This is a genomic window from Streptomyces sp. NPDC001443 (assembly GCF_053597355.1).
This window is the reverse complement of the sequence record NZ_JBSFIA010000004.1, coordinates 56,560-75,628: the sequence shown is the minus strand read 5'-3', so window position 1 is coordinate 75,628 and position 19,069 is coordinate 56,560. Positions and strand designations below refer to the sequence as shown.

The 19,069-nt window shown below is 70.7% G+C and carries 20 protein-coding genes; 6 read left to right on the top strand and 14 right to left on the bottom strand.

Going from position 1 to position 19,069, the window contains the following annotated elements:
* The first annotated feature begins 43 nt into the window (after positions 1-43).
* The gene (locus tag ACWC24_RS07000; RefSeq protein ID WP_450661799.1) at positions 44-367 is read left to right on the top strand and encodes a DUF427 domain-containing protein; all 324 of its coding nucleotides are present in this window, start codon (positions 44-46) and stop codon (positions 365-367) included.
* Between the two features lie 37 nt (positions 368-404).
* Positions 405-1,187 (top strand): alpha/beta fold hydrolase, encoded by a 783-nt coding sequence (locus tag ACWC24_RS06995; RefSeq protein ID WP_450661798.1) that lies wholly within the window; start codon positions 405-407, stop codon positions 1,185-1,187.
* Between the two features lie 104 nt (positions 1,188-1,291).
* On the opposite strand, the gene mnmA is transcribed toward ACWC24_RS06995, so the two are convergent.
* A complete protein-coding gene (mnmA, locus tag ACWC24_RS06990; RefSeq protein WP_450661797.1) occupies positions 1,292-2,419 on the bottom strand; it encodes a tRNA 2-thiouridine(34) synthase MnmA in 1,128 nt (375 codons plus the stop codon).
* Positions 2,420-2,479: 60 nt separating this feature from the next.
* Between mnmA and ACWC24_RS06985 the strand changes: the two genes are divergently transcribed.
* Entirely contained in the window at positions 2,480-3,175 is a 696-nt protein-coding gene (locus tag ACWC24_RS06985; RefSeq protein ID WP_450661796.1) for an N-acetylmuramoyl-L-alanine amidase, read from the top strand.
* Between the two features lie 116 nt (positions 3,176-3,291).
* Here the strand turns inward: ACWC24_RS06985 and ACWC24_RS06980 are convergent, their stop codons facing one another.
* The 3 genes from ACWC24_RS06980 to ACWC24_RS06970 form a co-directional block, all read right to left on the bottom strand.
* Positions 3,292-4,461, bottom strand: a complete 1,170-nt coding sequence (locus tag ACWC24_RS06980) for a cysteine desulfurase family protein (protein WP_450661795.1) — start codon at positions 4,459-4,461, stop codon at positions 3,292-3,294.
* An 89-nt stretch (positions 4,462-4,550) separates the two neighbouring features.
* A complete protein-coding gene (locus ACWC24_RS06975) occupies positions 4,551-4,817 on the bottom strand; it encodes a DUF4190 domain-containing protein (protein WP_450661794.1) in 267 nt (88 codons plus the stop codon).
* A gap of 5 nt (positions 4,818-4,822) precedes the next feature.
* Entirely contained in the window at positions 4,823-5,020 is a 198-nt protein-coding gene (locus ACWC24_RS06970) for a hypothetical protein (protein WP_450661793.1), read from the bottom strand.
* A 167-nt stretch (positions 5,021-5,187) separates the two neighbouring features.
* Between ACWC24_RS06970 and ACWC24_RS06965 the strand changes: the two genes are divergently transcribed.
* Positions 5,188-5,814: a TetR family transcriptional regulator gene (locus ACWC24_RS06965; protein WP_450661792.1), complete on the top strand. Its 627-nt coding sequence runs from the start codon at positions 5,188-5,190 to the stop codon at positions 5,812-5,814.
* 74 nt (positions 5,815-5,888) lie between these two features.
* Here the strand turns inward: ACWC24_RS06965 and ACWC24_RS06960 are convergent, their stop codons facing one another.
* Both ACWC24_RS06960 and ACWC24_RS06955 read right to left on the bottom strand, forming a co-directional pair.
* Complete coding sequence (locus ACWC24_RS06960; RefSeq protein ID WP_450661791.1) at positions 5,889-6,254, bottom strand: hypothetical protein; 366 nt, start codon at positions 6,252-6,254, stop codon at positions 5,889-5,891.
* A 140-nt stretch (positions 6,255-6,394) separates the two neighbouring features.
* Positions 6,395-7,375 carry a helix-turn-helix transcriptional regulator gene (locus tag ACWC24_RS06955; RefSeq protein ID WP_450661790.1) on the bottom strand — a complete coding sequence of 327 codons (981 nt, stop codon included), beginning with the start codon at positions 7,373-7,375 and terminating at the stop codon, positions 6,395-6,397.
* 103 nt (positions 7,376-7,478) lie between these two features.
* Between ACWC24_RS06955 and ACWC24_RS06950 the strand changes: the two genes are divergently transcribed.
* Positions 7,479-8,078, top strand: coding sequence for a TIGR03086 family metal-binding protein (locus ACWC24_RS06950; RefSeq protein WP_450661789.1), 600 nt, complete (start codon positions 7,479-7,481; stop codon positions 8,076-8,078).
* On the opposite strand, the gene ACWC24_RS06945 is transcribed toward ACWC24_RS06950, so the two are convergent.
* Complete coding sequence (locus ACWC24_RS06945) at positions 8,065-8,961, bottom strand: thioesterase family protein (protein WP_450661788.1); 897 nt, start codon at positions 8,959-8,961, stop codon at positions 8,065-8,067. The genes ACWC24_RS06950 and ACWC24_RS06945 overlap by 14 nt on opposite strands.
* A gap of 154 nt (positions 8,962-9,115) precedes the next feature.
* On the opposite strand from ACWC24_RS06945, the gene ACWC24_RS06940 reads away from it, so the two are divergent.
* Positions 9,116-10,348 (top strand): alpha/beta hydrolase, encoded by a 1,233-nt coding sequence (locus ACWC24_RS06940; RefSeq protein ID WP_450661977.1) that lies wholly within the window; start codon positions 9,116-9,118, stop codon positions 10,346-10,348.
* Here the strand turns inward: ACWC24_RS06940 and ACWC24_RS06935 are convergent.
* The 7 genes from ACWC24_RS06935 to ACWC24_RS06905 all read right to left on the bottom strand — a co-directional run bounded on the left by ACWC24_RS06935 (position 10,257) and on the right by ACWC24_RS06905 (position 18,950).
* Entirely contained in the window at positions 10,257-10,913 is a 657-nt protein-coding gene (locus tag ACWC24_RS06935; RefSeq protein WP_162469389.1) for a TRIC cation channel family protein, read from the bottom strand. The genes ACWC24_RS06940 and ACWC24_RS06935 overlap by 92 nt on opposite strands.
* Before the next feature lie 56 nt (positions 10,914-10,969).
* Complete coding sequence (locus ACWC24_RS06930) at positions 10,970-12,361, bottom strand: M1 family metallopeptidase (RefSeq protein WP_450661787.1); 1,392 nt, start codon at positions 12,359-12,361, stop codon at positions 10,970-10,972.
* Positions 12,362-12,606: 245 nt separating this feature from the next.
* Positions 12,607-13,848 (bottom strand): ABC transporter ATP-binding protein, encoded by a 1,242-nt coding sequence (locus ACWC24_RS06925; RefSeq protein WP_450661786.1) that lies wholly within the window; start codon positions 13,846-13,848, stop codon positions 12,607-12,609.
* Positions 13,849-13,871: 23 nt separating this feature from the next.
* A complete protein-coding gene (locus tag ACWC24_RS06920) occupies positions 13,872-14,969 on the bottom strand; it encodes an ABC transporter ATP-binding protein (protein ID WP_450661785.1) in 1,098 nt (365 codons plus the stop codon).
* Entirely contained in the window at positions 14,966-15,964 is a 999-nt protein-coding gene (locus tag ACWC24_RS06915; RefSeq protein ID WP_450661784.1) for an ABC transporter permease, read from the bottom strand. Before ACWC24_RS06915 ends, ACWC24_RS06920 begins: the two co-directional genes overlap by 4 nt.
* 110 nt (positions 15,965-16,074) lie before the next feature.
* Entirely contained in the window at positions 16,075-17,874 is a 1,800-nt protein-coding gene (locus tag ACWC24_RS06910; RefSeq protein WP_450661783.1) for an ABC transporter substrate-binding protein, read from the bottom strand.
* Positions 17,875-17,942: 68 nt separating this feature from the next.
* Positions 17,943-18,950, bottom strand: coding sequence for an ABC transporter permease (locus ACWC24_RS06905; RefSeq protein WP_450661782.1), 1,008 nt, complete (start codon positions 18,948-18,950; stop codon positions 17,943-17,945).
* Positions 18,951-19,069: the final 119 nt, after the last annotated feature.

Here is a 19,069-nt window from a genome sequence, read left to right as displayed (position 1 = left end):
GGTACGTGGGAAGAAGCGGCGCCCCGCAAGCGCTGTCCACGGTATGGCTGAAGGACACACGATCACCATCGAGCAGGGCACACAGCGCGTCCGGGTCGTCCACGACGGCCGGACCCTGGCGGAGAGCGACCGTCCCCTCGTGCTGCGCGAGACGGGCTGTCCCGCGCGGTACTACATTCCCCCCGAGGACGTGCGCCTCGACCTGCTGACCGCCTCCGACACGCACACGTACTGCCCCTTCAAGGGCACGGCCTCCTACTGGTCGCTGCCGGACGCGGCGGACGCCGTCTGGTTCTACCCCGACCCGAAGCCGGACGTCGCCGAGATCAAGGACCACCTCTGCTTCTACGAAGTCGAGGTGTTGTGAGCGACTAATCCGGTGCCGAGTGGCAGTCTCGTCAGACATGGACAACAAGACCATCTCGCGCGACGGGACCTCCCTCGCCTACGAACGCACCGGACAGGGCCCGGCGGTCGTCCTGGTGAGCGGCGCCATGTCCACGGGCGGCACGATGGCGCCCCTGGCCGCGGCCCTCTCGGACCGCTTCGACGTCGTCGTGTACGACCGCCGGGGCCGCGGCGGCAGCGGTGACACCGCTCCGTACGCGGTGGACCGTGAGGTCGAGGACATCGCGGCGCTGATCGAGGCGGTGGGCGGCGAGGCGCGGCTGTGCGGTGTCTCGTCGGGTGGCGCGCTGGTCCTGGCGGCGGCCGCCGCCGGGGTGCCGACGCCTCGGATCGCGGTGTACGAGACGCCGTTCGCCGATTTCGGGGGCGGCGGCGCGAAGGAACGCGCCGAGTACACCGAGAACCTGGACCGGGCTCTGGCCGAGGGGCGGCGCGGGGACGCGGTCGCGCTGTTCCTGCGGCTGACCGGCCTGGCCGAGGGCATGATCGAGAGCGCCCGGCAGTCCCCCATGTGGCCCGCCATGGAGGCGGCCGCCCCGACCCTGGCCTACGACAACACCGTCATGGGCGACGGCCTGGTCCCCCGCGAGCGGCTGGCCTCGGTCGGCGTCCCGGTCCTGGCGGTCGCGGGCGGGGCGAGTCCGACGTGGCTGCGGGAGGCGACCAAGGCGGTCGCCGAGTCCGCGCCCGAGGGCACCTACCGGGTCCTGGAGGGCCAGACCCACATGGTGGACCCGACCGCGCTCGCGCCGGTGCTGACGGAGTTCTTCGGCGAATAGCGCGCGCGGGAAGGGCTCGGGCGGCCTCGCGGCTGCCGGAAAGGCCCGGGCCGCCCCCGCCGACGCCGGAAGGGCTCGGGCGGCCTCGCGGCCGCCGGGAGGGCTCAGGCCACCCCGGCCGCCGCCCGTACCGTGGACGCGATCGTCGCCGAGCCCACCACGCGCGTGCCGTCGTACAGGACGATCGCCTGGCCGGGGGCCACGCCGCGGACCGGCTCGGTGAAGGTGACCCGCAGCTCGCCGTCGACGAGGTGGGCGCTCACCTCCGTCTCGCCGCCGTGGGCGCGCAGCTGGGCGGTGTAGGTGCCGGGACCGGCCGGGGCGGCGCCGCACCAGCGGGGCTTGATGGCGGTCAGGGCGGACACGTCGAGGGAGTCCGCCGGGCCGACCGTGACCGTGTTGTTCACCGGCGAGATGTCGAGGACGTAGCGCGGCTTGCCGTCCGCGGCCGGGACGCCGATGCGCAGTCCCTTGCGCTGGCCGATGGTGAAACCGTACGCGCCCTCGTGGGTGCCCAGCTTGGTGCCGGACTCGTCGACGATGTCGCCCTCGGCCTTGCCCAGCCGCCGGGCGAGGAAGCCCTGGGTGTCGCCGTCGGCGATGAAGCAGATGTCGTGCGAGTCGGGCTTCTTGGCCACGGCCAGGCCCCGGCGCTCGGCCTCGGCGCGGATCTCGTCCTTCGTGGTGAGCGTGTCGCCGAGCGGGAAGAGGGCGTGCGCGAGCTGCCGGTCGTCCAGCACACCGAGGACGTACGACTGGTCCTTGGCCATGTCGGAGGCGCGGTGCAGTTCACGGGTGCCGTCCTCGCGGACCAGCACCTTCGCGTAGTGGCCCGTGCACACCGCGTCGAAGCCCAGCGCCAGCGCCTTGTCCAGCAGGGCGGCGAACTTGATCTTCTCGTTGCAGCGCAGGCACGGGTTCGGGGTGCGTCCCGCCTCGTACTCGGCGACGAAGTCCTCGACCACGTCCTCGCGGAAGCGGTCGGCGAGGTCCCAGACGTAGAACGGGATACCGATGACGTCCGCCGCGCGCCGGGCGTCGCGCGAGTCCTCGATCGTGCAGCAGCCGCGCGCGCCGGTGCGGAAGGACTGCGGGTTGGCGGAGAGCGCGAGGTGGACTCCGGTCACGTCGTGGCCCGCTTCGGCCGCGCGGGCGGCGGCGACGGCGGAGTCGACTCCGCCCGACATGGCGGCGAGGACGCGGAGGGGGCGGGAGCGCGGGGTGTCAGTCATAGCGTTTCAAGGGTAAGGGGGCGCGGGAACCGGAGCTCACGGGTTTGCGTTGACGATCACATGGGGGAGAAGCGGGCGGGAGCGAAGAGCGGCGACGCGGACCAGCGGATCGGGCGGCGGGGGCTGCTGATCGGCGGGCTCGTGGCCGCGGTGGGCACCGCCGCGCTCGCGCGCGAGGAGCTGGGGCACCTGTGGTGGCGGCTGCCGGGCGTGGAGAAGCCGAGGGTGGCGGGGGCGGTCGACTTCCGGGGGGCGCGGTGGGTGGCGGCCTCGCCCGCGAACTACCGCCGGGCGGACCGGCCGGACGACTACACGATCGACCGGGTGGTCGTCCATGTCACCCAGGGCGGCTTCGACAGCGCGGTGAAGGCCTTCCAGGATCCGCGGCACGGGGCCGCGGCGCACTACATCGTGCGCAAGGACGGGCACGTCACGCAGATGATCCGTGAGCTGGACGTGGCGTTCCACGCGGGCAACCGGGCGTACAACGAGCGCAGCGTCGGCATCGAGCACGAGGGCTTCGTGGAGCGGGCCTCGTCGTTCACCGACGCGATGTACGAGGGTTCCGCGCGGCTGACGGCGGCGATATGCGCGCGGTACGGGATACCCGTCGACCGTACGCACATCGTCGGGCACGTGGAGGTACCGGGGACGGACCACACGGATCCCGGGCCGCACTGGGACTGGAAGCGGTACCTGCGGCTGGTGCGGGCGGCGGGCGCCGCCTCGGCGCGGCCGCACGCGACGGCGTCGTGAGCGCGTACGCCACGACGTGAGCGTCGGCGCCTCGCGGCCCGGTCCCGTACGACGACCCCGGCCACAGACTGCGTGACGCATATCACGTCCTGACGCCTCGATGGGCGCCCCTCGGCCTAGGTGAGCCCCGCCGCCCGCGCGCGTTCGACCGCCGGGCCGATGACCTTGGCGACCGCGTCGACGTCCGCCTGGGTGGAGGTGTGGCCGAAGGAGAAGCGCAGGGTGCCGCGGGCCAGGTCCGGGTCGGCGCCGGTGGCGAGGAGGACATGGCTGGGCTGGGCCACGCCCGCGGTGCAGGCGGAGCCCGTGGAGCACTCGACGCCCTGCGCGTCCAGCAGCAGGAGCAGGGAGTCGCCCTCGCAGCCCGGGAAGGTGAAGTGCGCGTTGGCCGGGAGGCGGCCGGCCGGGTCGGGGTCGCCGCCCAGGATCGCGTCGGGCACCGCGGCGCGTACCCGGGTGACCAGGTCGTCGCGCAGGGCGCCGATCTCGCGGGCGAACCGCTCGCGCCCCTCGGCCGCCAGCCGGCCGGCCACGCCGAAGGAGGCGATCGCCGGGATGTCGAGGGTGCCGGAGCGGACATGGCGCTCCTGGCCGCCGCCGTGCAGCACGGGTACGGGGGTGTGCTCGCGGCCCAGGAGCAGGGCGCCGATGCCGTACGGGCCGCCGATCTTGTGGCCCGAGACCGTCATCGCGGCGAGGCCGGAGGCGGCGAAGTCGACCGGGACCTGCCCGAAGGCCTGGACCGCGTCGGCGTGCAACGGGATGCCGAACTCCGCGGCCGCCTCGGCGAGTTCACGGACCGGGAGGACCGTGCCGATCTCGTTGTTGGCCCACATCACGGTGGCCAGGGCGACGTCGTCCGGGTCGCGGCCGACGGCCTCGCGCAGGGCCTCGGGGTGGACCCGGCCGTGGGAGTCGACCGGGAGGTACTCGACGGTGGCGCCCTCGTGCTCGGCCAGCCAGTGCACGGCGTCGAGGACCGCGTGGTGTTCGACGGGGCTGGCCAGGACGCGGGTCCGGCGCGGATCGGCGGCCCGCCTGGACCAGTACAGACCCTTCACGGCGAGGTTGTCGGCCTCGGTGCCGCCGGAGGTGAAGACGACCTCGCTGGGGCGGGCGCCGAGCGCCTCCGCGAGGGTCTCGCGGGACTCCTCGACCGTACGGCGGGCTCTGCGGCCGGCTGCGTGGAGGGAGGAGGCGTTGCCTGTGACGCCCAGTTGGGCGGTCAGTGCCTCTGCCGCCTCCGGGAGCATCGGGGTGGTCGCGGCGTGGTCGAGGTATGCCATGGTGAGCCCGATTCTACGGGCCCTGTCGACCGGGCCGGGGCTGCGGGCGCCCCGTCCGCGGCCGCGTCGGCGTCAGCCGGTTCCCGGGCTCAGAAACCCCACGACACCGTGTTGTCCACCTGCATGAACGCCAGCAGGAGCAGCAGGTCGGAGATGCCCAGGGCCAGCCCGAGCCAGGCGCGGCCGCGACGGGCGGTGCCGCGCCACAGGGCCACCGCCGCCAGGGTGATGGCGACCGGGCCGAGGAAGAGGTTGAGGGCGAGGAGACCGAGCAGGCCGAGGATGAAGGACGCGACGGCCATGCCGTCGGCGTCGCGGGTGCCGGTACGGCGCGTGGCCGGTGCGGTGAGGTACATGACGGTCAGCTCCCGGCGGTCGGGCGGGCGGTGGTGGGCCGGTGCGCCGAGGCGCGGCGGCGGCCGTGCAGTTCGCGCAGGGCGAAGATGCCGAGCCAGGCCGCGACGACGACGGCGACGGCGACGGTGAAGGGCAGCGGCGCGTGGGCGACGGTGCCCATGACCACGCCGAGCAGCAGGAGTGCGGCGACGAGGAACAGCATGTGTTCGGATCCCCCTCCGAGATACCTCTCGCGGATTCGCCCTGCGGCTCGTGGATACGCCCCAAGGCGGTCTGGTGAACGGTTGTGGTTACAGTTGTTCACTGACTCTTGAGTCTAACGCGCACGACGGCTTTTCAATTCCAGAGAACAGTTGTTAACTAGGTGTTATGAGTCACACCCTCGGCATCCGGCAGGCGCAGAAGCAGAAGACCCGGCAGGCGCTGCTGGAAGCGGCGCTGGGCCTGCTGGAGGAGCAGAGCCTGAGCAGTCTCGGCCTGCGCGAGGTGACCCGCGCCGTCGGCGTCGCGCCGACGGCCTTCTACCGGCACTTCCGCTCCACGGCCGACCTGGGCGTGGCCCTGGTCGAGGAGGCGCTCGGCAGCCTGCACCCGATGATCCGCACGACGGTCACCGCCGCCGAAACCGGTGACGAACGCATCGCCCGCGCCGTGCGGTTGATCGCCGGCCATGTGCAGGCGCATCCGGCCCACGTCCGCTTCATCGCCCGGGAGCGGCACGGCGGGGTGCAGCCGGTGCGGGAGGCGATCCGGGACCAGTTGGTCCGGTTCGCCGAGGAGGTACGGGACGAACTGGCCAAGGACCGCGTGGCCGAGGGGTGGAGCGACGCGGACCTGCTGATGCTCGCGCACCTCTACGTCGACCAGATGCTCATCTCCGCCTCGCTCTTCCTGGAGAGCCTGGACGCGCCGCCGGAGGAGCGGGAGCGCATCGGACAGGTCGCCACCCGGCAGCTGCGGCTCATCGCCATCGGCCGCCGGCACTGGCTCGACTGACCCGCACGCCCTACGGCGGGAGGCGCCGCACCCGGTGACCGGGTGCGGCGCCTCCCGCCGTAGGGCGTATCGGCTCAGCCCTGCTGGGCCTGCTGCTGCCCCTGGCCGCCGCCCGGACCGCCGCAGCCGCCGCCGGGACCGCCCTGGCCGCCGCCCTGCGCACCGCCGGGACCGCCGCTGGGCATCCCGCTCGGCATCCCACTGGGCATTCCCGACGGATTGCCCGTGGGGGCGCCGCTCGGCATCCCGCTGGGCATCCCCGAGGGGGCGCCGCTCGGCCTGCCGGAGGCGTTCCGGCTCGGCATGCCGGACGGTGCCTGACACGTCTGCTGCCCGGAACTGCCGCTGTTCGACGACGAGTCGCCCGAGCCGCAGGCCGCCAGGGCCAGAGGCGAGATCGCCAGCAGGACCACGGCGGGGACGAGACGCGCACGCTTCATGAGAGACAACTCCAGGGAAGATGAGAGGGCGTTGAGAGGGGCACTCAACCAACGGCCCATGAGGCTTTCTTGGGGCCCCGCTGTCCCTGGCCTGTCAATCGGGCAAAGCGCGGCCCAACCACCCCCGCTCACCTGTGGGTTCACTCGTCGGCGCGGCCCGCCTCCTGGTACAGGGCCGTGACGGAGCCGACCGCGCGCAGCAGTTCGGCGCGGGCCTCGGGCGGGTCGAGGATCTCCACCTGGTCGGAGAAGCCCAGGAGTTGGCGCACCGCGCGCAGCGCCGGGTAGGACAGCCGGGCGACGACCCAGTCGCCCTCCCCGTCGTCCTCGGGGAGTTCGGTCAGCAGGGCCCCCACCATCCGCTGGAACATGTCAAGACGTTCGCGGCGGACCCGCACCGTGACGTCGATCGCGCTCTCGGGCCGCTCCTCCACCTGGCGGCGCAGCACCTCCCAGACGTCGGCGAGTTCGACACCCGCCCGGCGCCGGACCGGCTCGTCGAGCAGCCGCGCCGAGCGCACCCGGTCGGCACGGAACAGACGCGGGGCCGCGCGTCGGTCGGCGACCAGGTACCAGACGCCGGCCTTGGCGACCAGGCCGTAGGGGTCCAGGGTGTACGTGCGGGGCTCACGCTGCCCGCCGTGCCGGTAGCTCACCCTCAGCCGGCGGTCGGCGAAGACCGCGTCCTGGAGCACCTGGAGGTCGACGGACCGCCCGGGGCCGCTGCGCCAGCGGGTGGCGTCGACCAGGATGCGGCGGCTGGTCACCTCGGCGGCGGGCCGGTGCGGCGCGGGCAGGGCCGCCATCACCTTGCGCAGGGCCGAGCCGAGGGCCGCGTCGAGACCGAGCGCGGCATGGGCGCCCTGCGCGGCCAGGACGAACAGGGCGCGGGACTCGTCTGCGGTCAGGCCGGTGACGTCCGTGCGGAATCCGGCGAGGAGTTCGATGCCTCCGTGGCGGCCGCGCTCGGCGTACACGGGCACGCCGGAGGCGGACAGCGCCTCGACGTCCCGGTAGATGGTGCGCACCGACACCTCGAGCCGGCCGGCAAGTTCGTGCGCGGGGACCCGGCCCCGGGTCTGGAGCAGCAGCAGGATCGACAGCAGCCGGTCGGACTTCACGGGCCCAGGATCGCGCCGTCGGGGATCTCGCACAAATGTTGACGGAATCTGTCAGGTTTTCGACGCATGCTCCTCTCCGTACCCACCACAGGAGAGGCACACGATGACCACCACCGGTTACACCGACCCGCGTCCCGTCTACACCCGCGCCACCGAGCAGGCCTCCGCGCTCATCAGGACGGTGCGCCCCGAGCAGCTCGACGGCGCGACCCCCTGCACCGAGTTCGACGTGCGGGCCCTGCTGAGCCATGTCGTCGGCGGCACCCGGCGGATCGCCGTGGTCGGCGAGGGCGGTGACGGGCTCGCCGTGGAGCCGGTCGCCGAGGGCGTCGAGGACGACGGCTGGGCGGCGGCCTACGACGAGGTGCGCGTCCGGGTGCTGAAGGCGTGGGAGACCGACGAGCGGATGACGACCCCGGTGCGGGTGCCCTGGGGCGAGGTACCGGGTCACGCGGCCCTGTCCGGGTACGTGATGGAGATCGTGACGCACACCTGGGACCTCGCCGAGGCCGTCGGCCACGCCTTCGCCCTCGACCCGGAGCTGGCGGAGTTCGCCCTGGCCACGGCCCAGCGGGTGCTGCCCGACTCGCGTCCCCGGGACGAGGAGACCCCGTTCGACACCCGCCGCGAGGCCCCCGGGGGGGCCGACGCCTACGAGCGGCTGGCGGCCTGGCTGGGGCGGACCCCGCTCAGCCGAGCCTGACCCGGGCCAGCTGCCGGGACTGCGCCACCAGCCGGTCGGCGCTGTCCCAGACCTCGGCGTCCTCCTCCAGGAAGCCGCCGGCGAGGTTGCGGGTGGTGATGGCGACGCGCAGCGGACCCGGGGCGGGGCGGCAGCGGACGTGGACGGTGAGCTCGACCGTCGGGACCCAGCCGGACAGGCCGATCTCGAAGGCGGTGGGCGGCAGCGCGTCCACCGCGAGCAGGAGGGAGAGCGGGTCGGCGTCCCGGCCGTCGGCCAGGCCGAACCAGGCCCGCATCTCCCCCTTGCCGGACGGCTTGCCGAGCGCCCAGCCCAGGGTCGACGGGTCCAGCTTCAGGAACAGGCGGTCGGTGATGGCCGAGCTGCCCGGAACCGGGCTCGGCGCGTCCTGGGGGCCGAAGCACTGCTCGGGCGGCGGCATCTCGGGCGGCCGGGCCGCCGTACGGACGTCGTCGGGCAGCGCGGCGAGGTCGCCGTAGGAGGCGAGGACGCGGATCCGCTCGACCTCGTCGCCCTGCTCGTCGAGCTGGAAGAGCGAGGCCTGGCCGGTGGAGAGGGTACGGCCGGTGCGGACGGTCTCGGTGCGCACGACCGCCGGGCCGGGCTGTGATGCCGTCAGATAGTGCGCCGAGATCGTGAACGGGTCCGGATGCGGCAGGGCGTCGGCGAGCGCGCGGCCGAGGACGGCCAGCAGATAGCCGCCGTTGACGGCGCTGATGATGGTCCAGCCGGCCGAGAGCTCGATGTCGTAGACGCCGGGTTCGCGGCGGGTGAGCGCGGTGTCCCGGTCGAACTCGCTGTCGCCGATCGCGGCCCGCGCCGGGGATGCGCCGGTGCGGGCGGAGCCGAGGGGGGCGGACGGTGCGATAGCTGCTTCTGACATGCCTGAACCGTACAAGAAGAAATTACTAAGCGGTAGCTTTGAACAAGCCTTCACAGAGCAGCCAAGTGAGCACTCGGGTGAGGTTCCGGCAATTTCTTGGTAAGTGTCCATACTCGTCCGTAACCCCGAGGCCTTCTTCGCCCTCTATGAGGACATGAGCCTCACCGGGACTGCGTTCCTCATCACCTTGATCGTGCTCTCCGCCGTCGCCGTCGCCCTGCCGCTGCTGCTGTGGTCGCGGACGCCGGGACCGTGGGCCGCGCGCGCGACCGCCCGGATACTGATGCTGCTGTTCGCACAGGGCACCGCCGTCGCCCTGGTCTTCACCCTGGTCAACAACGCCAACAACCTCTACGACAACTGGGCCGACCTGCTGGGCACCGGCAGCCACGTCGAGCAGGCCGCCAACCTCGGCTCGGACGGCACCGGCGGCATAGCGCTGGAGAAGCTGCCCAGAGTCGAGCAGCACTTCACCCTCGGCGAGGGACCGGGCATGCACGCGGCCGGCGGCGTGCGGGTCACCCAGCTCAAGGGCCGGGTCTCCGGCGTCGACGCCGAGGTCTACGTCTGGCTGCCGCCGCAGTACAACGAGCCCGCCTACCGGCACCACAGATTCCCCGTCGTCGAGGTGCTGCCCGGCTACCCCGGCTCCGCCAGGGCGTGGTTCGGCGCGCTGCACGTGCACGAGCAGCTGCTGCCGCTGATGCGCTCCGGCCAGATCGCGCCCTTCATCCTGGTCGCCCCGCGCACCACCCTGCTGGCCGGGATCGACACCGGCTGCGCCAACATCCCGGGCACGGTCAACGCCGACACCTGGCTGAGCGTCGACGTGCCGAAGATGGTCATGGACAACTTCCGGACCGAACCCGCACCGGCCGGCTGGGCGTTGGCCGGCTACTCGGCCGGCGCGCACTGCGCCCTCAAGCTCGCCATCGCCCACCCGGACCGCTACCGGGCCGCGGTGAGCCTGTCCGGCTACAACGACCCGATCGGCGAGCGCGACTCGCTCACCGCCCAGAGCCCGGCCCTGCGCGCCCGCAACAACCCACTGCTGCTGCTGCGCCGGGCCACCTACCCGCCGCCGGTCTCGCTCTACGCCTCCGGGCAGCCGCACGACGGCTACGAGGCCGGTGTCGCGCTGCGCCAGGCCGCGCACGCGCCGACGAACGTGCAGGTGGTGTTCATCCCGAAGAGCGCGGGCGGGCACACCATGGCGCTGTGGCGGCCGCAGGTGGTGCCGGCCTTCCGCTGGCTGTCCTCGCGGGTGGGACGCCACCCCGTCACGGTCCGCGGGGCTACTCCTCACGCACGGTCGACCGCCGGTTCCACGCACGCGGCGCTCGCCAGTGGTACTTCATCGCGAGCAGGCGCAGCACGAAGGCAGTGAGCGCGGCGAAGCCGCTGGCGGTCGGGGTGAGGACGTCGTAGCGGATGCAGACCGCGACCATCGTGGCGCCGACCATGGCCGGCACCGCGTACAGGTCGCGGTCCCAGCGCAGCAGCGAGGGGACCTCGTTGGCCAGCACGTCGCGCAGCACACCGCCGCCGACGGCGGTGGCCAGGCCCAGGGCGGCCGACTGGGGGAGGCCGAGCCCGTAGGCGTACGCCTTCGTCGTGCCGGTGACGCAGAACAGGCCCAGACCGGCCGCGTCGAAGACGTTCACCCCGGTCTGGATGCGCTCCACGTGGGGGTGCAGGAAGACGACCAGGAGGGCGGCGAGCAGCGGGGTGACGAAATAGCCCAGGTCGGTGAAGGCGGCGGGGGGCACCGCACCGATGATCAGGTCCCGGAACAGCCCTCCGCCCAGCGCGGTCACCTCGGCGAGGACGGCGATGCCGAAGACGTCGAAGTTCTTGCGGACGGCCAGCAGCGCACCCGAGATGGCGAAGACGAAGATGCCGATCAGGTCGAGGCGATGCTGGACGGAGGGACTGAACAGTTCTTGGAGCACCCTGCCATTCTCACCCAATGGCAGCCGTGAACCTTACAAAGCGAGGCTCACGAGGCTCAAAGAGTTGGTTTCCCTGTCGTGAACAGCCAGGTCTGGAAGAGATCGTCGAGCTGCCGCCCGGAGATCCGCTCCGCCAGCCGGATGAAGTCGGCCGTGTTCGCGTTGCCGTAGCGGTGCAGTTTCGTCCAGGCCGGCAGCAGCCGGAAGAAGGCGTCGTCCCCGATGCGCTCGCGCAGCATCTGGAGCGTCATCGCGCCGCGCTGGTAGACGGCCGAGGCGAACATGGTGTCGCGCTGCGGGTCGCCGACGACCGTCTGCCAGAAGGCGGAGTCGGCGGGGCGGGCGTCGTAGCCGGCCAGGAAGGAGTCGTGCGCCGAGCGGGTCCCGCGGTGCTCGGCCCACAGCCACTGGGCGTACGTGGCGAAGCCCTCGTTGAGCCAGATGTCCTTCCAGCGCTCGACCGAGACCGAGTCCCCGAACCACTGGTGGGCCAGCTCGTGCACGATGGTCGACTCGCTGCGCACGGCCGAGTAGACCGGCTTCGACTGCACCTCCAGGGAGAAGCCCGCCTCGGGCATGTCGTCGACGATCGCGCCGGTCTCCTCGAAGGGGTACGACCCGAAGATCTGCGACCAGTAGTCGGTGGCCTCGGCGGTCAGGGCGTACACGTCGACGTTGTTGCTGTTCGCCAGGACCGGGTCGATCGCCACGTAGATCGGGATGCCGCCGGGGGTCTTCCCGGTGCGCACGTCGAACTTCCCGACCGTCGCGGTCGCGAGATAGGTCGCCATGGGCTTCGTCTCGCGCCAGTGGGTGTACGTCGAACCGCCCTTGTCGTACGTGGAGACGAGCCGCCCGTTGGAGACCGCGGTCAGGCCCTTGGGAGCCCGGATCCGGATGTCGTAGGTCGCCTTGTCGGCGGGGTGGTCGCTGGAGGGGAACCAGGTGGACGCGGCGTTGGGCTCGCAGGCGACGAACACGCCGTCGGTGGTCTTCATCCAGCCGTAGTTCGAGCCGAACACGATGGGCCCGCCCAGGGGTTCGGGAACGCCGCCGTAGGTGACGGTGACCGTGAAGGTCCGCCCCTTGCGCAGGGCGTCGCGCGGGGTGATCCGGATCTCGTCGGCCTCGCGCGCGAAGCGGGCGCGTCTGCCGTCGACCTCGACGTTCGTGACCGCCAGCTTCTGGAGGTCCAGATCGAAGGACGAGAGGTTCTGCGTCGCACGGGCGGTGAGGGTCGTACGGCCGTCCAGTCGGCCGGTGGCCGGGTCGTACGCCACGTCGAGGTCGTAGTGGCGGGCGTCGAAGCCGCCGTTGCCGAGTTGCGGGAAGTAGGTGTCGCCGATGCCGTCCGCGCCGGGGGTGGGGGCGGGAGAGGCCGCGATGACGAGGAAGGAGGCCGCCGCGGTCGCGAGGGCCCCCAGTCGTGCCGAACGGGAGAGCGCCATGAGTCATCCCTTCGGTTCATGTTCCGATCAGACGGACATGACCGACTCTGCGGCCTCTCGGATGAACATGTGCATGACTTTGCCAACTCGTCATGTGTCACAGGGAGTTGGGACCTGACGCCTCTTCGGCGGCTGAATCACCGGACCGCAATCCCGCGGGGGAGACGGGGAACGGGGGAACGGGGCAAAGCCGAAAGGGGCCCTTCCTGCTGCGTGCGCAGCAGGAAGGGCCCCTTGAGGTCGCGTCAGTCCTGGGCGCCCTTGGGCGCCTCGGACTCGCCGGCCTCGGCAGCCGGGGTCTCGGACTCCGAGGCGGCCGTCTCGGCCACCTCGGCCACCTCGGCCGCCACCGCTGCCGACGTCGCCGCCGACTCGGCGAGGACCTCGTCGGCCACCAGCTCGGCCGCCGCCTTGGCGACGGTCAGCAGCACGGTGTCCTGCGGTGCCTGGTCCTCGAAGTTCTCCGGGTGGTGGCAGGCGACCCGCTGGCCGGGCTTCAGCTCGACGAGCACCGGCTCGGTGGTCTTGCAGACCTGCGTCGCCTTCCAGCACCGGGTGTGGAACCGGCAGCCGGTCGGCGGCGAGATCGGCGAGGGCACGTCGCCCTGGAGCAGGATGCGCTCGCTCTTGGCCGACTTGCGCGCCGGGTCCGGGATCGGCACGGCCGACATGAGCGCCTTGGTGTACGGGTGCATCGGCGCCTTGTACAGCAGGTCGCGGTCCGCCAGCTCGACGATCTTGCCGAGGTACATCACCGCGATCCGGTCCGAGACGTGCCGGACGACCGAGAGGTCGTGCGCGATGATCACGTACGTCAGGCCCAGTTCCTGCTGGAGGTCGTCCAGCAGGTTGACGACCTGCGCCTGGATCGACACGTCGAGCGCGGAGACCGGCTCGTCGGCCACGACCAGCTTCGGCTTGAGCGCGAGCGCGCGGGCGATGCCGATGCGCTGGCGCTGGCCGCCGGAGAACTCGTGCGGGTAGCGGTTGTAGTGCTCGGGGTTGAGACCCACGACCGACAGCAGCCGCTGCACTTCCTTCTTGATGCCGCCCTCGGGCTCGACGCCCTGGAGCTTGAAGGGAGCACCGACGATCGTGCCGATGGTGTGGCGCGGGTTCAGCGACGAGTACGGGTCCTGGAAGATCATCTGCACATCGCGGCGCAGCGGACGCATGCCGCCGACACCGAGGTGGGTGATGTCCTTGCCCTCGAACTCGATCTTGCCGCCGGTCGGCTCCAGCAGGCGGGTGATCAGCCGGCCCATGGTCGACTTGCCGCAGCCGGACTCGCCCACCACGCCGAGCGTCTCACCGGCGCGGACCTCGAAGTCGAGGCCGTCGACGGCGTGGACCGCACCGACCTGCCGCTGGAGCAGGCCCTTCTTGATCGGGAAGTGCTTCTGGAGCCCGGTCACCTTCAGCAGGACCTCGCGGTCGCCGGACTTGCCGGCGGCCTCGCTGCCCGTGCTCTGCGCGGGAATCGTCACCGCTGCGTCCTTCGGATTCTCGCTCACAGCTTCGGCGCAATCTCTTCGGTCCAGATACGCTCCCGCTGCTCCTGCGACATGTGGCAGGCGGCCCAGTGCTGGCCGCCGACCTCGGTCAGCTCGGGGCGGACCGTGCGGGTGACGTTGTCCTTGGGGACGTCCGCGTACGGGCAACGCGGGTTGAAGGCGCAGCCGGACGGGATGTTGATGAGGGAGGGCGGGGAGCCCTTGACCGGGATGAGGCGCTCCTGCTGGTCACGGTCGAGACGCGGCATCGAGCCGAGCAGACCCCAGGTGTAGGGGTGGCGGGGCTCGTAGAACACCTTCTCGGCCGGACCGCGCTCGACGCAGCGTCCGCCGTACATCACCAGGAGGTCGTCGGCCAGTTCGGCGACGACGCCCAGGTCGTGGGTGATGACGATGATCGCGGAGCCGAACTCCTTCTGCAGATCCCGGAGGAGGTCGAGGATCTGCGCCTGGACGGTCACGTCCAGGGCGGTCGTCGGCTCGTCCGCGATGAGCAGCTCGGGGTTGTTGACCAGCGACATCGCGATCATCGCGCGCTGACGCATACCGCCGGAGAACTCGTGCGGGTAGCTGTCGACACGCTTGTCCGGCTGGGGGATGCCCACCCGGTCGAGCATCTCGACGGCCCGCCGCTTGGCGGTCTTCTTGTCCACCTTGTGGTGGATCCGGTACGCCTCCACGATCTGCTGACCGATCGTGTAGTACGGGTGCAGCGCCGACAGCGGGTCCTGGAAGATCATCGCCATCTGCCGGCCACGCAGCTTGCGCACGTGGTCGGGGTCGGCGGACAGCAGCTCGGTGCCGTCCAGCCAGATCTCGCCGGAGATCTGCGCCTTGCGCTTGCCGTACTGGCCCGCGGTGTGCAGACCCATGATGCCGAGCGAGGTGACCGACTTGCCGGAGCCCGACTCGCCCACGATGCCGAGCGTCTTGCCCTTCTCCAGCTTGAAGCTGAGCCCGTCGACGGACTTGACCAGGCCGTCGTCGGTCGGGAAGTGCACCTTCAGGTCGCGCACTTCGAGGAAGGAACTCGGAGCGGGCGAGGCGGACGTGGGCTCGCCCACGGCCGCGCCGCTCTTGCTGAGTTCGGTCATGAAAGCCTCACTCGAGGGTCGATCACGGCATACAGGACGTCCACCAGCAGGTTGGCGATCAGCACAGCCAGCGAGGTGACCAGGGTGACGCCCAGGATGACGGGCAGGTCCTGGTTCCTGATGCCGTTGAGCACCGCCTGGCCGAGGCCGGGCAGGCTGAACGTGGTCTCGGTCAGGATCGCGCCGCCGATGAGGGCGCCGAGGTCCATGCCGAGCATGGTCAGGATGGGGGTCATCGTGGAGCGCATGGCGTGCTTGCCGATGACGGTTCCCTCACGCAGGCCCTTGGCGCGGGCGGTGCGGATGTAGTCCTCGCCGAGGATCTCCAGCATGGTGGCGCGGGTGATCCGGGCGTACATCGCCGCGTAGAGGAAGGCGAGGGTGATCCAGGGCAGGATCATGCCGCCGAACCAGCCGGTGAAGCTCTGGTCGAGCGGTACGTACTCGCCCTTGAACCACTTCAGTCCGAAGACGAAGACGCTCAGGGCGAGCATGCCCGTGAAGTAGATGGGGAGGGAGACACCCGCGAGGGCGACGACCATCGCGCCGCGGTCCCACAGGGTGCCCCGCTTGAGCGCGGAGAGGACACCCGCCGAGACACCGAGGACCAGCCACAGGACGGCGGCACCGAGCGCGAGACCCAGGGTCACCGGGAAGCGGTCGGTGAGCACCGGCCAGACGGCCTGCTCGCTGCGGAAGGAGTAGCCGAAGCACGGGGCGGCGCAGTGGGTGACATCGCCGCCGGCCGCGTAGGTGCGACCGGTGAAGATGCCCTTGAAGAACTCCCAGACCTGAAGGTAGATCGGGTCGTCCAGGCCCAGCTTCACCCGCACGGCTTCGACGGCCGCGGGGTCCGCCTGCTTGCCCACGAAGCTCGTGGCGACGTCGACGCCTGCCCACTTGGGGACAAGGAAGAAGATGCCGAAGACCACCATGATGATGACCACGAGCATCACTGCGGCGGCGAAGAGCCGCCTGATGAGGTAAGCGAGCACAGCTCTCGGCCCGCTGCGGACCGCGGGCCACCGGAGGTCGTCCGGTGGCCCGCGATCACGCCGCGCCGGCCTTCACCTGCCTTTCGTGCCGTTCGGCGGGTGTGCCGGGTTTACTTCGTGGACTTCAGGCCGAGGTTGACGAAGTCGTACTGACCGCTGTAACCGTCGGTGGTGTACACGTTCGCCAGGTTGCTACCGCGCCAGTTGATGAACTTCTCGAACACGAAGGGCAGGTAGTACGCGCCCTCCATGACCTTGTGGTTGATCTCGGTCGAGATCTTGGTCTTGCCGGCGTCGTCCAGCGTCGTGACGTACTGGTCGAACAGGCCGTCGATGGCCTTGTCCTTGATCAGCGAGTAGTTCGAGTTACCGCTGTCGAGGATGTACTTGCTGTCCCACAGCGGCAGACCGAAGCCCTGGACGGACGGGAAGTCGGGACCCCAGCCCATGATGATGATGCCGTAGCCCTTCTTGGCCACGTTGGCGGGGCTACCGATGATACCGGTGGTCTGCGAGCCGTCGTACTGGTCGATCTCGGCGTTGATGCCGATCTTCTTCAGCGACGCCTGGAGCGACTGGGCGGTGGCCACCTCGACCGGCTTGTTGTTGCGCACCGCGATGGTGGTGGAGAAGCCGTTCGGCTTGCCGCAGGCCTTCAGGGCCGCCTTGGCCTTGGCCTCGTTGCCGTTCTTGTCCGCACCGTTGAGCTCGTACGGGTCGTAGCTCTGGCCCTCGGCGCCCGCGACGGACGGCGGGAGCATGTTGGTGCCGATGTCGCCACCGGCGACCGGGCCGCCGCGCGCGGTCTGCAGCGAGACGTGGTCGGCGCCGTAGATGACGGCCTTGCGGCACTCGATGTTGTCGAACGGCTTCACGCTCTGCGGGAAGGCCGCGTAACGGACGTAGCCGGTGACCGGGTTGTCCAGGTTGTCCTTGTGCTGCTTCAGGGCGGTGGTGCGGCCCTGCGGCGACATGCCGGTCTGGGTCATGTCCAGGTCCAGGTCACCGCTGATCAGACGCTGGTCCAGCTCGTTGGCGTTCGAGAAGAACTTGACCGTGATCTTGTCCGGGTAGGCCTTGCGGATCGGGTCCGACGCCTGGGCCCAGGAGGTGTTGCGGACCAGGGTGAGGTCCTTGCCCGGGTTGTAGGACTCGAACTTGTACGGGCCCGAGGAGAACGGGTGCTGGCCGTACTTGGACTTGGTGTCCTTGTCCTGGCGGACCGGGGACGCCGACGTCAGGGCCAGCATCTCCTCGAAGTCCGAGTTGGCCGCAGGCAGGTGGAAGACGATGGTCTTGTCGTCCGGCGTGTCGATCGCCTTCAGGCCCAGCTTGTCCGCGGACGTGTCCTTGTAGGGGCCCTTGTAGGCACCCTTCGGGTCCAGGACGTCCTTCAGGTACACCGGGCCGCCGGACAGCACGTCCTGCGCCCACACGCGCTCGATGCCGTACTTGACGTCCTTGGAGGTGATCGGCTTGCCGTCCTCCCACGTCACGCCGTCACGCAGCGTGTACGTGTAGGTCTTGCCGTCGTCGGTGACCTTGGCGACGTCCGTGGCGAGGTCCGGGGTGACCTCGGCGCCGGCCTTGCCGGGCTCCGTCTTGTTCGTGACGAGCTGGCGGCTGTAGTAGCGGGAGAAGTTCCACATGAAGCCGTAGTAGCCACGCGTGGTGTCCCACGAGTCGGCGTCCTGGGCCGAACCGAACTTCAGCGTGCCACCCTTCTTGGCCAGCGAGGCCTGGGCGACCTTGTTGTTCGCGGCGTCGAAGCCGGCGGCGCCGGACTTGGAGCCGCCGTTGTCGTCGGTGCCGCCACCGCCGCCGCACGCCGCCGTGGTCATCAGCGCGGCGACCGCGGCAGCAGCGGCCAGCGCCTGCTTACGCCGCCCTGAGGTGCGTTGGGTAGTCACGATCTCGGATCCTCCGGATTTGATGAGAGACCCCGTGTGAGGCCACGGGACGCTTGGGGTACGGCGGTTCAGCGGGAGGCCTTCGGGTCCAGCGCGTCACGCACGCCGTCGCCGAAGAGGTTGAAGGCCAGAACGGTGATGAAGATCGCTACGCCGGGCACGACCATGTACATGGGGTCCGAGTCGTAGTAGTCGATCGCGTTCGAGAGCATCTGGCCCCAGGAGGCCGTGGGCGGCTTCACGCCCACGCCCAGGAAGCTGAGCGCGGCCTCGGTGAGGATGTTCGTGGGGATCATCATCGTCGTGTACACGATGATCGGCGCGACCAGGTTCGGCAGCAGTTCCTTGAACAGGATGTAGAGCTGACCGGCGCCGAGCGAGCGGGCCGCCTCGACGTACTCGCGCTCACGCAGCGAGAGGGTCTGGCCGCGCACCACGCGGCCGATGTAGGGCCAGCCGAAGAAGCCGATGACCAGGATCATCACGAAGACGCGCACGCCGGTGCCGTGCAGGCCCAGCATGTCGTTCGGCATGACCGAGACCAGGGCGATGATGAAGAGCAGCTGCGGGAAGGCCAGCAGACCGTCCATGACCCGGCTGATGAGCGAGTCGACCCAGCCGCCGAAGAAACCGGCGAGGATGCCCAGGATGGTGCCGAGGACGACGGCCACGACGGCCGACAGGAAGCCCACCAGGAGCGAGATCTGGGCCCCGTAGAGGATGCGGGCGAAGATGTCGCGGCCGTTGACCGGCTCGACGCCCAGCAGGTGGTCGCCGCTCAGGCCGCCGAGGGAGCCGGTGGGCGTACCGAACAGCGGGTCGATCAGGTTCTCGTGGTACGCGTCGGGGTCCTGCCCGACGAGGCTCGTGATCACCGGCGCGAGCAGGGATATCGCGATGAGCACGAGCACCACGATGCCGCCCGTCAGGGCGAGCTTGTCCCGCTTGAGGCGCTCCCAGGCGATCCGGCCCAGGGAACGACCCTGTACGGCCTTGGCGTCGGCGGTGACAACCGCCGCTTCTTCGGCCGCGCTCGGGGCCGCATCCGCGGTCGGCTCGTGCAATGGTGCCGTCATCTGGCAGGGACCCCTCTCAACCGGCGGTAGCCGGCCCACACTTGCCGCGGTAGCGGCGTGATCAGTCCGTCGTACACAGGGGCGAAACTCCCCTGGTCTGGGAGTCTTCAATGCTTGGG